Below are 14,979 nucleotides of genomic sequence, written 5' to 3'. Positions count from 1 at the left end.
GCCCCCCCCCCCCCCCGCCGGTTTTTCGCATTCGGCCACCGCCCCGGCGCATCGGTCCCGGTGAGCGATCCTGTCCCCGGAGACCGGCACCGGGTCCCGACCTCCGCTTCCCCATTACCGGCCCCGGAGACCGACTCCGGCCCCCGGCTCATCGGTACCGGGGACCGACCCCGGCCCCGGGAACGTTCCCCGCCTCTCCGGCCACCGGTCCCGGAGCCGGTGACCTGGACGGGGTTCGGCCCCGGGCCGGTACCGGACCCTGTCCCGGCTCGACAACGGTCCCGGCCGCCTGCCGGGCCGGCACCGCGCCCACTCCCGCCCCGACCCGGCGGCCGGTAATCGTGCCCCGCCCGGTGCCGCCTCCGGCCCCCGGAGGGGGACCATGGCCCGCCCCGGTGCTCGACTCCCCGGGCGTGCCGTGAGGCGGGCACCGGGGCGACGGTGGCCGGTCGCGGAAACGCGACCGCCCCGTGAACCGGCCCGGCGGCCGGTCGGCGGGGGCTCCCCACCCCGTGAACCGGGGCGGGGTCGGCTCAGGCCCGCCGCAGGCGGAACACGGCGCCGGTCGACTCGTCCGCGAACTCCCGGCCGAGGCCCGCGTCCGCGTCGGCCGTCCCGCTCCCGTCGCTCTCGCCCTCCTCCTCGAAGGCCACCGCCAGCACCTCGCCGGAGATCAGCGCCTGGTGATCGGCGAGCGCCCGCGCGGTCTCGGCGTCCGAGGCCCGCCAGCGCACCACGATCCGGTCGGTGACCTCCAGCCCGCTGTTCTTGCGTGCCTCCTGAAGGGTCCGGATCGCGTCCCGGGCCAGTCCGGCCCGGCGCAGCTCGGGGGTGATCTCCAGATCCAGGGCCACCGTCGCGCCGGAGTCCGAGGCGACCGACCAGCCCTCGCGGGGCGTCTCGGTCACGATGACCTCCTCGGGGGAGAGCTGCACCCGCTCCCCCTCCACCTCGACGAAGGCGTCACCGGAGCGCAGGGCGGCGGAGAGCTCCGCCGCGTCCGCCGCCGCGATCGCCTTCGCGACCACCGGCGTCCGCTTGCCGAAGCGCTGTCCCAGGGCCCGGAAGTTGGCCTTGGCGGTGGTGTCCACCAGGGAGGTGCCCATTTCGGCCAGGGAGGCCAGCGAACCGACGTTCAGCTCCTCGGCGATCTGCCCGCGCAGGTCGTCGTCGAGCAACTCGAAGCCCTGTGCCGCCACCAGCGCCCGGGAGAGCGGCTGACGGGTCTTGACGCCGGACTCCGCGCGGGTGGCACGGCCCAGTTCGACCAGACGCCGCACCAGCAGCATGTCCTGCGACAGGTCGGGGTCGATCAGCGAGGCGTCCACCTCCGGCCAGGAGGCCAGGTGCACCGAGTCCGTGGCATCCGGTGTCACCGGCAGGATGAGGTCCTGCCACACCCGCTCGGTGATGAACGGCACCAGCGGCGCCATCATCCGGGTCACCGCGTCCAGCACCTCGTGCAGGGTGCGCAGCGCCGCCGGGTCGCCCTGCCAGAACCGCCGTCGTGAACGCCGCACGTACCAGTTGGACAGGTCGTCCACGAAGGTGGACAGCAGCTTTCCGGCCCGCTGGGTGTCGTAGGACTCCATGGCCCGGGTGACCATCTCCACCAGCGCGTGGGTCTCGCCCAGCAGCCAGCGGTCCAGTAGCGGGCGGTCGGCCGGGGCCGGGTCCGCCGCGCCGGGCGACCAGTCCGAGGTGCGGGCGTACAGCGACTGGAAGGCGACGGTGTTCCAGTAGGTCAGCAGGGTCTTGCGGACCACCTCCTGGATGGTGCCGTGGCCCACCCGCCGGGCCGCCCACGGGCTGCCGCCGGCGGCCATGAACCACCGCACCGCGTCCGCGCCGTGCTCCTCCATCAGCGGGATCGGCTCGAGGATGTTCCCCAGCGACTTGGACATCTTGCGGCCGTCCTCGGCGAGGATGTGGCCCAGGCAGACCACGTTCTCGTACGCCGAGCGGTCGAAGACCAGGGTGCCGACGGCCATCAGGGTGTAGAACCAGCCCCGGGTCTGGTCGATCGCCTCGGAGATGAACTGCGCCGGGTACCGCTTCTCGAACAGCTCCTTGTCGCGGTGCGGGTAGCCCCACTGCGCGAAGGGCATCGAGCCGGCGTCGTACCAGCAGTCGATGACCTCCGGCACCCGCTCGGAGGGCAGGTCACAGCCCTCCGCGGGGCATTCGAAGGTGACCGCGTCGATGAACGGGCGGTGCGGGTCCAGCGCCGACTGGTCGGTGCCGCTCAGCTCGCTCAGCTCGGCCAGCGACCCGACGCAGGTCAGGTGTTCCTCGGCACACCGCCAGATCGGCAGCGGCGTGCCCCAGTAGCGCTTGCGGGACAGCGCCCAGTCCACGTTGTTGCTCAGCCAGTCACCGAAGCGACCGTTCTTGACCGACTCGGGGGTCCAGTTGGTCTTCTCGTTCTCCCGCAGCAGAGCGTCCTTGATCCGCGTGGTGCGGATGTACCAGGAGGGCTGCGCGTAGTACAGCAGCGCGGTGTGGCAGCGCCAGCAGTGCGGGTAGCTGTGCTCGTAGACCAGGTGCCGGAAGAGCAGGCCCCGTGCCTCCAGGTCGGCCACCAGCACCTCGTCGGCCTTCTTGAAGAACTGTCCGCCGACCAGGTCGAGACCCTCCTCGAAGGTCCCGTCGGGGCGGACCGGGTTGACCACCGGCAGGTTCCGGGCCCGGCAGGTCTCCAGGTCGTCCTCACCGAAGGCCGGCGCCTGGTGCACCAGACCGGTGCCGTCCTCGGTGGTCACGTACCCCGCGGTCAGCACCAGGTGGGCGGTCGGCCCCTCGGCGGGGAACTCCACCAGGTCGAAGGGCCGGCGGTAGGTCCAGTCCTCCATCTCGCGGCCGGTGAAGCGCTCCTCCCCGACGGTCCATCCCTCGCCCAGGGTCTTCTCCACCAGCGGTTCGGCGACGACCACCCGCTCCTCGCCGTTCCCGGCGACCACGTAGGTGACATCGGGGTGCACCGCGACGGCGGTGTTGGAGACCAACGTCCACGGGGTCGTCGTCCAGATCAGCAGCGACGCCTCCCCGGCCAGCGGGCCGGAGGTCAGCGGGAAGCGGACGTAGACGGACGGGTCGTCCACCGTCTCGTAGCCCTGGGCCAGCTCGTGGTCGGACAGGCCGGTGCCGCAGCGCGGGCACCACGGGGCGACCCGGTGGTCCTGCACGAGCAGGCCCTTGTTGAAGATCTCCTTCAGCGACCACCAGACCGACTCGATGTATCCGGGGTCCATCGTGCGGTAGGCGTCGTCGAGGTCCACCCAGTAGCCCATCCGGGTGGTCAGCTCGGCGAACGCGTCGGTGTGACGGGTCACCGACTCCCGGCACCGGGCGTTGAACTCGGCGATGCCGTACTTCTCGATGTCCTGCTTGCCGGTGAAGCCCAGCTCCTTCTCCACCGCCAGTTCCACCGGCAGGCCGTGGCAGTCCCAGCCGGCCTTCCGGCTCACGTGGTAGCCGCGCATGGTGCGGAAGCGGGGGAAGACGTCCTTGAAGACCCGGGCCTCGATGTGGTGGGTGCCGGGCATGCCGTTGGCGGTGGGCGGGCCCTCGTAGAAGACCCACTCCGGACGGCCCTCGGTCGCCTCCAGCGAACGGGCGAAGGTCTTGTTCTCCCGCCACAGGTCGAGCACCTCGTGCTCCAGACCCGGCAGGTCCACCCGGGCGGGCACGGGCCGGTAACGGGCGGGGTCGGCCCCGGCGGTCGGCGAGGGGGAGGTGGAATCGTTCATCGGGGCATCCTCCGGCGGGACGGGTGTCGTTCCGTCGGAGGGACGAGAGGTCCGCCGTCATTCGGCGGGCATCCCGCGGTACCACCCTCCTTGGCGGCGTCCGCCCCGCCCGGGGTCGGTCGTCGCCCTCTCGTTCGTCAGCGCTGCCGGTTCTACTCGGTCACCCGCGCGGGGGCCTTTCCTCCGACGGCTCCGGGGTGATCTTCACATCGAGCGGGCCCCCGGGCTCCCACCGTCCCCGGGTCGCTGCGGGCCGCCGGCGACGCTACTCGTCCCCATCAACGCCTCTCGCTGTCGCCCAGTGTACGGGCCGGGCCGACGAGGCATCGACCCGTTTGTCCGACCGTCCGCCGGCCCGTGTCGGTCCTCCGCCGTCCTCCATCCGTTCCGCCCCGTCCTCCGGGCCGTGAAGGGACCGACGAACGGCGCCCCGCACCGGTCGCCCCGTCCGGCGCGCCGGGTTTGCCGTCCGCTTTCGGGAGATTTATGGTTCCGGTCACGATTGTTCCCGTCCGACGGGCCCCGAGGGCACGCGGACTCCGGGAGCACGGAGGCGGGAGCCGCCGCCAGGCGCTCCCCGGGCGGAACCGGCGGACCCGGTGGGTCCCGGTGGTGAGGAAGACGGCCATGCAGACTCCCGGAGCGAAACGGACGGTGCCGACCGGTGGTACCTCCGGCCCCACGGGCGGGGACCGGCGTCGGGTCGCCCGGCGCCGCACCGCCCGGGAGGCGGCCGACCACGCGGAGGGGACCGACTCCGGGAACCCGGCCGGCCCCGAGGACACCGGAGGCGACGGGGCCGAGGCGGCCGACGCGATGGAGAGGGCCGACGGGCCCGGGGGCGACGAGGTCGATGCCTCTCGCCCGGACACCGCCTCCCGACGGGCGGACGCCCGCCGTCGCACCGCCCGCCGGGCCGAGGAGGTCGAAGCCGCCGCGGACCCCGACCGGGCGGCGGACGGCGAGACCTCCGACGGCCCCCACGGGACCGCCGGGGAGGTCCCGGACCTCCCGGTCCGCCCCGGCGAGGAGCCCTGGACCGCGGAGGAGGTGCTGACCATCCGGACCGCCCTGCGGGAGGAGGCCGACACCCTGCGCGCCGAGATCACCGCCGGGGAGACGGCGCTGAGCGGCCTGATGCGGGACTCGGTGGACACCGCCGGCGACGACGAGGCCGACACCGGTACCCGCAACATGACGCGGGAACACGAGATGGCCATCGTCGCCAACGCCCGGGAGATGCTGCGCCAGACCGAGCGGGCGCTGCTGCGTGTGGACGAGGGGACCCACGGCCGTTGCGAGGGCTGCGGCGGCCCCGTCGGGAAGGCGCGGATGCTGGCCTTTCCCCGGGCGACCCTGTGCGTGGAGTGCAAGCAGCGGGCCGAACGTCACCACTGATCCCCGTCGCCCCCCGTCCCGGGAGAGCACGGGAACGGGTGTCGTACGCTCATGAGGTGACCGATGCGGAGCGGACCATCAACCCACCCGACGAGATCCCGGCGGCGGACGACCGCGGGACGCCGAGTGGGGCGTCCGCCGATGCCCGTCCCGGCGACCGACCCGACCCGGCCGCGGCTTCCGACGCCGGCGCGCCCGGCGAGCCCGTCGGCGGGACCCCGGAGTCAACCCCGGGGAAGTCGGGAGAGCCGGGGGAACCCGGTGACGCCGATGCCCCGGAGGATGGGGACGGCGGCGAGGGGAAGGACGCCCCCGTCGCGCGCGGCCCTCGCCGGATCGGTGTCCTGGCCGCCATCGCCGGTGTGGTCTACCTCTTCGACCTGATCAGCAAGATCATCGTCGTGGAGTGGCTGGAGCACCGCGCGCCGGTCGAGATCCTGGGGGAGTGGCTGCGCTTCGAGGCGGTCCGCAACAGCGGCGCGGCCTTCGGCATGGGGCAGGCGCTGACGGTGGTCTTCACCGCCATCGCGACCATCGTGATCCTGGTGATCATCCGCCTGGCCCGGAAGCTGTACAGCACGCCCTGGGCGATCGCGCTCGGCCTGCTGCTCGGCGGCGCGCTGGGTAACCTCACCGACCGGATCTTCCGCGCCCCCGGCGTCTTCCAGGGAGCGGTGGTGGACTTCATCGCGCCCAAGTACTTCGCCGTCTTCAACCTCGCCGACTCGGCGATCGTCTGCGGCGGCATCCTGATCGTCCTGCTCTCCTTCCGCGGCCTGGACCCCGACGGCACCGTCCACCGCGACTAGGGCGTGTCCCGTGACCTCGGGTGGGTCATCGGTCCACCGCCGGACGGTGGCCCGGGTGCGTGAAGCCGGTTCCCGGCCCGGCGCGCCTGCTCGCCGGAGTCGCGTTCCCGCCGGGGTGGATGGGGTTCCTCCCACCCCGGGACGTCATCGACGCCCACCCCGTACCACCCTCCGAGTCCCCGAACCCCACCGCCCCGGTCCGCCGTAAACCGGGTGCGGGCCCCGGACGCGGTGGTGTGTGATCGGGGGTATGGCGATCGCGTTGGGCAAGCCGGGAGTCGACGGGCTGAACGAGACCGTGGGCGTGCTGCGGGAGTGGCAGCACGACAGGGCTCCGATGCAACTGCATCCGGGGGACCCGGGCTGGTTCCACCGCCTCGGCGCGGAGGCGACGGCCGCGGCGCTCCGGACCTGGAAGCGGGACGGACGGATTCTCGCCGTCGGGCTGCTGGACGGTCCCGGGCTGTTGCGACTGGCGATCGCGCCGGATGCCCGGCGGGACGAGGAGTTGGCGCGTCGGCTGGTCGAGGACGTGACCGAGCCGGAGCGCGGCGTGCTGCCCGACGGGAAGGTGTGCGTCGAGGCGCCGGCGGGCGCGTTGATCAGGGACCTGCTGGCCGAAGGCGGCTGGAACGCCGACGAGCCGTGGACGCCGCTGCGCCGCGACCTCACTGAGCCGGTGGAGGACCCGGGTGCGCGGATCGAGGTGATCGGGCCGGACCGGGCGCACGGGCGGACCGCCGTGCACCGGGCGGCGTTCGACGGGTCGTCGTTCACGGATGAGCGTTGGCACGCGATGGCGGCCGGCCCGGGGTATGCCGACGCCCGGTGCCTGGTCGCGTACGACGACCGGGACGACGCGGTGGCGGCGGTGACGGTGTGGTCGGCCGGTCCGGGGAGGCCCGGGTTGCTCGAGCCGATGGGTGTGCACCGGGAGCATCGTGGTCACGGCCACGGCAGGGCGATCACCCTCGCGGCGGCGGCGGCACTCCGGGAGCTGGGCTCGTCGAGCGCGATCGTCTGCACCCCCGGCTCCAACGTCGGAGCCGTCGCCACCTACGAGTCGGCCGGCTTCCGGCGACTTCCCGAGGTCCCGGACCTCTGCCGGGAGGCGTAGGTGTCGCGGCTCATGACATCGGTCCGGCACGGGCCGGTACCGGCGAAACCGAGGTGCCCCGGCGGGCACCGGTCGGGTACCGTGCGGGCCATGTCGAGCCCCGAGTCGGACAGGGCGGGGGCTTTCGGTCACGTGCCGTCAGCCCCCTGAACCCGCGTTCACAGTTCTGTCGTCCCGTCGTCTTCCACGGCCGGACGAGTACGCCTTTGGGTGCTGACCGCGGTGACGAGATGACCCTCTCTCGTTTCTCCTCACCTCGGAGTCACTCGATGCCCCTCCCGCTGTACCTGCTCGCCGTGGCGGTCTTCGCCATGGGCACCTCGGAATTCATGCTCGTCGGCCTCGTGCCGGACATCGCCTCGGACCTCGCCGTCACCGTCGGGGCGGCGGGCACGCTCACCTCGGCCTTCGCGATCGGCATGGTCGTCGGCGCCCCGCTGATGGCGACGCTCGCCCGCCGATGGCCCGTGCGTTCCGGCCTTCTCGCCTTCATCATCGCCTTCGCGGCGGCCCACGCCGTGGGTGCCGTCACCACGAGCTTCTCCGTCCTGTTCGCGACCCGCGTCGTGGCGGCGCTCGCCAACGCCGGGTTCCTCGCCGTGGCCCTGACGGCCGCCGCCACGCTGGTCCCTCCCGACAGAAAGGGACGCGCGCTCGCCGTGCTGCTGTCGGGGGTCACGGTGGCCACCATCGTCGGTGTCCCGGGAGGAGCGGTGCTCGGCACACTGTTCGGATGGCGGGCCACGTTCTGGGCCGTCGCCGTTCTCTGCCTTCCCGCCGCCATCGGCGTCACCACGGGAATCCCGGCGGGGCGCGCGCACGGGAACGGGGGTGGGAGGCCGGCGCTGCGATCGGAGTTCGCGCGACTCGGAAGTCCCCGCCTGCTCCTGGTCATGTCGCTCGGTGCGATGGTGAACGCGGCGACCTTCGCGAGTTTCACCTTCCTCGCTCCCGTCGTGACCGACACCGCCGGGCTGGGCGAGCTGTGGGTTCCCGTAGCCCTGGTCCTCTTCGGCGTCGGTTCCTTCGTCGGGGTCACCGTCGCCGGACGACTGTCCGACCGGCGGCCCGACGCGGTCATCGCGGTCGGCGGCCCACTGCTGCTCGTCGGCTGGCCGGCCCTGGCAGTGCTGGCCGATCGGCCGGTCGCCCTGCTCGTCCTCGTATTCGCACAGGGCGCGCTGTCGTTCGCGCTGGGCAGCACACTGATCACGCGGGTTCTCCACGAGGCGGCGGGAGCCCCCACCATGGCCGGCTCGTACGCGACCGCCGCGCTCAACGTCGGTGCCGCCGTCGGACCGCTCCTCGCCGCGACCACCCTCGCCACCGGGCTCGGGAACCGCGGGCCGTTGTGGGCGAGCGGGCTTCTCGTCGCTGTCGCGCTGCTCGTCGCCTTCCCCCTCCGCGCCGTGATCGCGGCGCGGCCGGGCGACGAGGCGCTTCGTCGAACTCCGTGAACATCCCCTCGGAGAGCGAGAAGCCCGGCTCCCCACGATCCGGGTGTGGTCCCGACCCGAACCCGGCGGTCCCGAGCGGGCCGTCGAGATCTCCCGGGTGGGTGGGGCGGGAACGTCCACTTCCCCGGGAGGCCTCGCCCCCCACTCACGGGATCGACGCGCGGGCGGGTGCTCCCGCCTCGGTTCCGATAACCATCGATGTAATCTTGAACCCGGGCAAAAGGAGCGCCCGGATCCCCGGTTCCTTCCACCGCGGCACACCGGTCGGCAGTCGGGCCGAGCGCATCGTGACGCCGAGTTCGCCGTGGTGGACAACGGCTCCGGTGTACGCCTCGGGATGAGGGGCATTCATGACGCTCTCGGCGGGCAGCCGAGTGGGCCTGGCCGGGGCGGCGGTGGTCGGGGTCGCCTTCGGCATGGCCCGGTACGCCTACGGTCTGACGCTGCCCGACATCCGACAGGACCTGGAACTCTCCGAACCGGTACTCGGCCTCATCGCCGGTGCCACGTTCACCGGCTACCTGGCCGGCCTGTTGTTCGCGGGGCCGTTCGCCGCCCGGCGCGGTTCGCGGGCGCCGACGACCGTGGGCGGGGTCTGCGGCGTGGGGGGCGCGGTGATCGTGACCCTCGCGCAGTCTCCCTGGTCGCTCGCCGTCGGCGCGGTACTGGCCGGTAGCGCGGGTGGCTGGGTCTGGGCACCCTACTCCGACATCGTGACGCGAACGGTGGCCCGGCGGCAGCGGCCGAGAGCGTTGGCGATCATCACGACCGGCACCAGCGGCGGACTGGTCGTGCTGGGGGGCCTGGCCGTCCTCGCGGTACTGGGATCCTGGCGCCTGGTCTGGGCCGGCATCGCCCTCGCCGCCGTGGCCGCCGCCGTGGTGAACCTCCGCCTGGTGCCGCGAACCGGGCCGGCCCCGAGCCCGGACGAACGACACGGGGCCTCCTCACTCGCGAGAACGCTGGGGGTTCCGGCCGCCTACTCCGTGGTCTACTTCGCGGCCGTCGTCGTCTACTTCACCTACGCCGCGGATGTCCTCACCCGCGGCCTCCCGGCGGCAGCCGTCCCGGCGCTCTACGCGATCATCGGCGTCACCGGCATGGTGGGTGTGGTGACCGGCGCCGTCGCGTGGCGACTGGGCAGTTCCCGGGTCGCGGCGCTCTGCCTCGTGACGGTGGCCGCGGCGCTGGCGCTCCTCGGGACGGCCGGTGACTCCATGATCGCGACGGTGGTCTCGGCCACCGTCTTCGGCCCGGGGTACATGATCGGTTCGGCGGTGTTGGCGGTCTGGACCGCCGAACTGGTGCCCGACCGCGCGGGCGCGGCGTTCACGGGCTGTCTGGTCGTGGGAGCCGTCGCCTCGGTCGCGGCACCGGTCCTCGCCGGTGCGGTGATCCCCGAGCTGGGACTGGGGGTGCTGCTCGTCCTCACCGCCGTGGTGTCACTGCTCGGCGGGGTGGCGCTGATGCTGTACGGGGTCTCGGAAAGGGGCGCCGTCGCGGGGGAAACCGAGCCGTGACGCGGGAAGGCCGGGTCCTCGTCGACGGGCACGCCCCGCCCGGGGAGGTGCCGGAAACCCCGTCGGTCGAATCCACCCCGGGTACCGGGTCCGCTCCGAAGCCACAGCGGTGGGGGACCGACCGCGATACCGGGGCGGTCATCGACCCGGGGCATCGCCGGAATGGCCGAGGGACGGCATGCCCCGCGCCGACCGGCGCAGGTCAGATGTGGGGCTGCCGGTCGCCGACGACGGAAAGCAGCTTGAGTTTCTCGTGGCTCTCGGTTCCGGGGGTGGCCGTGTAGACGAGGAGCGCCTGGGCCCGGTCGGTGTCGTGGAGGATCTGGCAGTGCAGTTCCAGGAGACCGAGCTCGGGGTGCTGGATGCGTTTGCCGTCGCCTTCACGGCGGATGCCGATCTCGTGGGCGCTCCACAGCGCTACGAACTCCTCGCTCCGCTCGAGGAGTGCGTCCACGATCCGGCCGGCGCGGGAGTCGGTTCCCTGGCGTGAGTAGACGGCGCGCAGTTCAGCGGTGAAGATCCGGCTGTGGGCCGGGTGGTCGGCTTCGGGGTGGATGCGCCGGGAGCGGGGATCGGTGAACCAGCGGTGGACCAGGCTGCGGTCCATACCGGTGTAGTCGGTTTCGTTGCCGACCAGGGCGACGGCCGGACGGGTCTGTACCAGTGTTTCGGCCAGGGAGCTCATGACCTGGGCCGGGGTGTCGTGAAGCCGGTCCAGGATGCGCATCATGCCGGGTGAGACGTGGTCGGTGTGCGGGCTGCGGCTGGGCGTGTTGTGGCCGGCCATGCGGAAGAGGTGGTCGCGTTCGTCCAGTGACAGGTGCAGGCCACGGGCGAGGGCGGCGAGCATCGGCTCGGAGGGCATCGGGCCGCGCTGCTGCTCGATGCGGGCGTAGTAGTCGGTGGACATCCCGCACAGCGCGGCGATCTCCTCGCGGCGCAGACCGCGGGTACGCCGCCTGGGGCCGCGGGGCAGGCCGACATCCTCGGGTTGCAGTGCCTCGCGCCGGGTGCGCAGGAAGTCGGCCAGCTGGGCTCGGTCCATGGCGGCAATCCTCATCTCGGGTCGCGCAGGGGTGGCGGGACTGCACCCCGGTGGGGGCGCACCGTTCCATCGGTCGGTGCCGGGCGGCGGTTCGATGCCTCGGAGAGGCGGATGCCGGTCGGTTTCTGTGAGGGCTCCCGGATGCGCCGGGCACTCTCGGGACGGCGGGCGTTCTTGTCCGGGGGCTGCTCGGCAGGGGCGCCGCCGAGGGGCAGGAGACGCTCGGGTTCCCGTGGAACATACAGCCGCGGGCGCGGGCCGGTCGCCGCGTATGGAGCGGGCAGCGGTCCGGCCTCCGGAGGCCGGACGAGGAGATATCGGCGCGGGCGAAGCGGCGGATCGGCTTCACGGGGGTGTCCTCGGAGCGGCCCACGGGTCCGGGCGGCCGGCGGGTTGGTGGGTGTGATACCCGGGGTGAACGCGCCCCCGGACGGTCGCCCGCCATGCCTGTCGCCGGTCGCACTGCCCGTGCTCGCCGTGACCGCCCGGCGTTCCGCCGCTCTCCCTCCGCCGGCTGTGGCTCTCGGCCACGCCCTCTTCGCTCCGGACGTGTCGTCAAGCGAACGTGACGCCGGCCAGGTCGCAGGAGACATCCCACAGCCGGGCGGCCTCCCGGGGGTCGCGGGCGGAGCGGTAGATCCTCTCCTCGGTCGCCGCGCCGGTGAGGTGCCCCAAGCCCCGGGGGCCGTAGAAGCGGCCGCCCTCGGCAGCAGGGCTGGTCGCCGCGTGGAACGCGGGACGCAAGCCGCCCTCCACTCTTTGGACGGGCCAGCCGATCGGTGCGAAGAGCCGGAACATCGCGTCGAACTGCGACCTGCTGCCGCCCATGGTCGGTCCCGCGGCCTGCAGGTTGGTCTGCGTGAACCCGGGGTGGGCGACGTTGCTGGTGATGCCCCAGCCGTTGGCGCGGCTGCGCCGGTCCAGCTCCAGGCCGAAGAGCATGGTCCCCAGCTTCGACTGGCTGTAGGCGGGCCAGGGCTTGTACGCGTGTTCGAACTGCAGGTCCTCCCAGTTCATCTTGCCGATCATGGCGGCGGCCAGGGCGGATTGAGTGGTGACCCGGGCACGGCCGGCGATCAGCAACGGAAGAATTCGGGCGACCAGGGCGAAGTGCCCCAAATGGTTGGTGCCGAACTGCAGCTCGAAGCCGTCGGCGGTGGTGTGCCGGGTGGGCGGCGTCATGACCGCGGCGTTGTTGATCAGGATGTCGATCGGCCGCCCCTCCTCGTTCAGGCGGTCGGCCAGCGCGGCGACCGACGCCAGCGACGCCAGATCGAGCGTCCGCATGGAGGAGTTGCCGCCGATCCTCTCCAGCGCGGCCCGGCCCTTCGCTGCATTGCGTACCGGGATGATGACCTCGGCACCGGCCCGGGCGAGGCGGTGAGCCAGGCCGAGCCCGATCCCGTCGCTGCCACCCGTGACGACGGCGAGCTTGCCCCGCAGATTCGTTTCGTCCATGACTCGATCATGGTCCGCCCGTCCGCCCGGATGAAGGCCCTTGTTATCCGGGGATGAGCGGTCCCTGCCTACCGCGCTGCGGGGGGCCCGCGCGTCCCGGTGGACGGTCCCCGGCCGGGACGTCCGCGGCGGCTGTCCGACGCGGAATCGGTCTGTCTGCTGATCGCTCGGGTCCTGCGGAACCGCCGGGCGCGGACCGGGGTTCCTCCGTGTGGAGAGCCCCGGGTTCACGCCGGGATCTCCTCCGATCGCCCGGCGGTCTCCCGGGGCATCCGCACGAGGGCCGGGTGGCCGGATGCCCGGTCCGGAGGAACACCGATTCGAGGGCGATTGACACCCTCGTGTCCGTTTATACCCGGATGAGTCGTGTCCGGGCTCCGCGCAGATCCTCCGGGACAAGGCTCACGGCCGTGGCCGATGCCATCGACAGGTGGGCTGCCCACCGAGGGATTACCACCGATGTCCGAATCCCGTACCCCGGCCGCCCGGCCGGGCGGGGAACGCGGACGGGCCCCCGCGCGCTCTCGTCGCGCGGGGGCCCGCCCCGTTTCTTCCGGCCCCACCGGGCGGGTCGGTGTCGGTCAGCTCTTCACTGAGCCGGACATCAGCCCGCCGATGAAGTACTTGCCGAGCACGATGTAGACCACCAGGGTCGGCAGCGAGGCGAAGAGCGCGCCCGCCATGGAGACGCCGTAGTTCTGCAACAGGGCGCCGTTGGCGAGGTTGTTCAGCGCGAGGGTGACCGGCCCGTTGTTGTAGGAGGAGAAGAACACCGCGAACAGGAAGTCGTTCCACGCCGAGGTGAACTGCCAGATCAGCACGACGACGAAGCCGGGCAGCGAGATCGGCAGGATCACCGACGCGTAGGTGCGCAGCATGCCGGCGCCGTCCACCCGGGCCGCCTCGACCAGCTCGTGCGGCACGGTCTGGTAGTAGTTGCGGAAGATCAGTGTGGTGATCGGGATGCCGAAGACCACGTGCAGCAGGATCAGCGTGGGGACGCCGCTGGGCAGTCCGAGGTCCAGGACCAGCTGGTTCAGCGGGATGATCACGGCCTGGTAGGGGATGAACATCCCGAACAGGATCAGGGTGAACACCAGGTTGGCGCCCCGGAAGGTCCAGCGGGAGAGCACGAAGCCGTTGATCGAGCCGAGCAGCGCGGCGAGGACGGCCGAGGGCACCACCATCTGCAGGGTGCGCCAGATGGAGGGGGCGAGCGCGTCCCAGGCGGCGGTCCAGTTGTCGAGCGTCCACTCGGTGGGCAGCGCCCAGGCACGCGCCGGGGAGGCGTCCCCCGATCCCTTGAAGCTCGTCACCAACAGCACGTAGACGGGCACCAGGACCACGGCCAGGAAGAACAGCAGGGCCGCGTAGCGCAGGGTGCGGGCCAGGCCGAAGGGGTTCTTGCGGCGCGGGACGCGCTCCGGTTCGTTCGGGACGCCCGCGAGGTCCCGCGGCGGGACCGCCGGCGTGGTGGTCGCGGTCATCGGTTCTCCTTGTGGTGCGTCCGGACGAGATAGGGAACGACCACCACGGCCACGACGACCAGCAGGATCATGCCCACGGCGGCGGCGTTCGCGTAGTCGAAGCTCGACTTGAACACGTACATGTCCACCGCGGGGACCTTGGTCTGGTAGTTCGCCGGCTTCGAGATCGACATGATCAGGTCGAAGGACTTCAACGACATGTGGCCGATGATGACGAGCGCGGAGAGCGCGACCGGGGACAACTGCGGGAACAGCACGTACCGGTAGAGCTGCCAGGTGGTGGAGCCGTCCACCCGGGCGGCCTCCCGCAGCTCCTCGGGGATGCCCCGGAAGCCGGCGAGGAAGAGCGCCATCACGTAACCGGACAGCTGCCAGATCGCCGGGATCGCGATGGCGATGATGCCGTAGGAGACGTTGTTCCACCAGTTGTTCTGGAGGAAGTCCAGGCCCACCATCTGGAAGAGGCGGTTGAGGCCGGTGGCGGCCTCACCCTGGTTGGAGTTGAGCAGCCACCGCCACACCACACCCGAGGCGATGAAGGAGACCGCCATCGGGAAGAGGTAGATCGAACGGAAGATGCCCTCGCCCTTGAGCGGTCGCTCCAGCAGCCAGGCCCACAGGAAGCCCATGAGCATGGTGCCGACGAGGAAGACCACGGTGTACAGCAGCAGGTTCTTCAGCGAGTGTTGGAATGCCTCGCTGGTCAGCAGGGCCGCGTAGTTCTCGAACCACACGGTCTCCGAGGGCTGCTGTCCGGTGGCCTGGCCCGCCGTGTGGACATCGGTCAGCGACGTTCCGAAGTTCACGGCGATCAACCCGTAGACGAAGACGCCCACGAGGATCAGCGAAGGGGCGAGCAACAGCAGTGGCGCCCCGACCCGTTTGAGGGTTCTGGTCATCGATGTTCTCCCTGGGGGTGACGCGGCGCGTCGCCGGAGG

Annotated in this window: 10 protein-coding genes; 5 read left to right on the top strand and 5 right to left on the bottom strand. The window is 72.1% G+C overall.

Going from position 1 to position 14,979, the window contains the following annotated elements:
- Positions 1-533: 533 nt before the first annotated feature.
- Positions 534-3,749, bottom strand: coding sequence for an isoleucine--tRNA ligase (gene ileS, locus LZF96_RS18300; RefSeq protein WP_233873562.1), 3,216 nt, complete (start codon positions 3,747-3,749; stop codon positions 534-536).
- A 627-nt stretch (positions 3,750-4,376) separates the two neighbouring features.
- Between ileS and LZF96_RS18295 the strand changes: the two genes are divergently transcribed.
- From LZF96_RS18295 to LZF96_RS18275, 5 genes are all read left to right on the top strand, one after another.
- Positions 4,377-5,147 carry a TraR/DksA C4-type zinc finger protein gene (locus tag LZF96_RS18295; protein WP_233873559.1) on the top strand — a complete coding sequence of 257 codons (771 nt, stop codon included), beginning with the start codon at positions 4,377-4,379 and terminating at the stop codon, positions 5,145-5,147.
- Positions 5,148-5,203: 56 nt separating this feature from the next.
- Positions 5,204-5,956, top strand: a complete 753-nt coding sequence (gene lspA, locus LZF96_RS27095) for a signal peptidase II (protein ID WP_233873556.1) — start codon at positions 5,204-5,206, stop codon at positions 5,954-5,956.
- Between the two features lie 250 nt (positions 5,957-6,206).
- On the top strand, positions 6,207-7,073 hold the full coding sequence (locus LZF96_RS18285) for a GNAT family N-acetyltransferase (protein WP_233873553.1): 867 nt from the start codon (positions 6,207-6,209) through the stop codon (positions 7,071-7,073).
- Between the two features lie 269 nt (positions 7,074-7,342).
- Complete coding sequence (locus tag LZF96_RS18280) at positions 7,343-8,530, top strand: Cmx/CmrA family chloramphenicol efflux MFS transporter (protein WP_233873550.1); 1,188 nt, start codon at positions 7,343-7,345, stop codon at positions 8,528-8,530.
- 350 nt (positions 8,531-8,880) lie between these two features.
- Positions 8,881-10,050 (top strand): MFS transporter, encoded by a 1,170-nt coding sequence (locus LZF96_RS18275; RefSeq protein ID WP_233873547.1) that lies wholly within the window; start codon positions 8,881-8,883, stop codon positions 10,048-10,050.
- 202 nt (positions 10,051-10,252) lie between these two features.
- Here LZF96_RS18275 and LZF96_RS18270 read toward each other — a convergent pair whose 3' ends face one another.
- The 4 genes from LZF96_RS18270 to LZF96_RS18255 form a co-directional block, all read right to left on the bottom strand.
- A complete protein-coding gene (locus LZF96_RS18270) occupies positions 10,253-11,095 on the bottom strand; it encodes a helix-turn-helix transcriptional regulator (protein ID WP_233873544.1) in 843 nt (280 codons plus the stop codon).
- 555 nt (positions 11,096-11,650) lie between these two features.
- A complete protein-coding gene (locus LZF96_RS18265; protein WP_233873541.1) occupies positions 11,651-12,553 on the bottom strand; it encodes an SDR family oxidoreductase in 903 nt (300 codons plus the stop codon).
- 581 nt (positions 12,554-13,134) lie between these two features.
- Positions 13,135-14,040: a carbohydrate ABC transporter permease gene (locus LZF96_RS18260; protein ID WP_233873538.1), complete on the bottom strand. Its 906-nt coding sequence runs from the start codon at positions 14,038-14,040 to the stop codon at positions 13,135-13,137.
- Entirely contained in the window at positions 14,037-14,939 is a 903-nt protein-coding gene (locus LZF96_RS18255) for a carbohydrate ABC transporter permease (protein WP_233873535.1), read from the bottom strand. Before LZF96_RS18255 ends, LZF96_RS18260 begins: the two co-directional genes overlap by 4 nt.
- Positions 14,940-14,979 lie beyond the last annotated feature (40 nt).

The sequence above is a fragment of the Streptomyces sp. ST2-7A genome (genome assembly GCF_021390475.1).
Lineage (GTDB): Bacteria > Actinomycetota > Actinomycetes > Streptomycetales > Streptomycetaceae > Streptomyces.
The sequence above is the reverse complement of the archived record's forward strand: the minus strand, read 5'-3'. Positions and strand labels throughout refer to the sequence as shown.

Excerpts from the sequence above, each read along its gene's own strand:
- LZF96_RS18270 (WP_233873544.1), bottom strand. The coding sequence starts at position 11,095 with ATGGACCGAGCCCAGCTGGCCGACTTCCTGCGCACCCGGCGCGAGGCA.
- LZF96_RS18280 (WP_233873550.1), top strand. The coding sequence starts at position 7,343 with ATGCCCCTCCCGCTGTACCTGCTCGCCGTGGCGGTCTTCGCCATGGGC.
- LZF96_RS18295 (WP_233873559.1), top strand. The coding sequence starts at position 4,377 with ATGCAGACTCCCGGAGCGAAACGGACGGTGCCGACCGGTGGTACCTCC.
- LZF96_RS18255 (WP_233873535.1), bottom strand. The coding sequence starts at position 14,939 with ATGACCAGAACCCTCAAACGGGTCGGGGCGCCACTGCTGTTGCTCGCC.
- LZF96_RS18265 (WP_233873541.1), bottom strand. The coding sequence starts at position 12,553 with ATGGACGAAACGAATCTGCGGGGCAAGCTCGCCGTCGTCACGGGTGGC.
- LZF96_RS18260 (WP_233873538.1), bottom strand. The coding sequence starts at position 14,040 with ATGACCGCGACCACCACGCCGGCGGTCCCGCCGCGGGACCTCGCGGGC.
- LZF96_RS18275 (WP_233873547.1), top strand. The coding sequence starts at position 8,881 with ATGACGCTCTCGGCGGGCAGCCGAGTGGGCCTGGCCGGGGCGGCGGTG.
- ileS (WP_233873562.1), bottom strand. The coding sequence starts at position 3,749 with ATGAACGATTCCACCTCCCCCTCGCCGACCGCCGGGGCCGACCCCGCC.
- LZF96_RS18285 (WP_233873553.1), top strand. The coding sequence starts at position 6,207 with ATGGCGATCGCGTTGGGCAAGCCGGGAGTCGACGGGCTGAACGAGACC.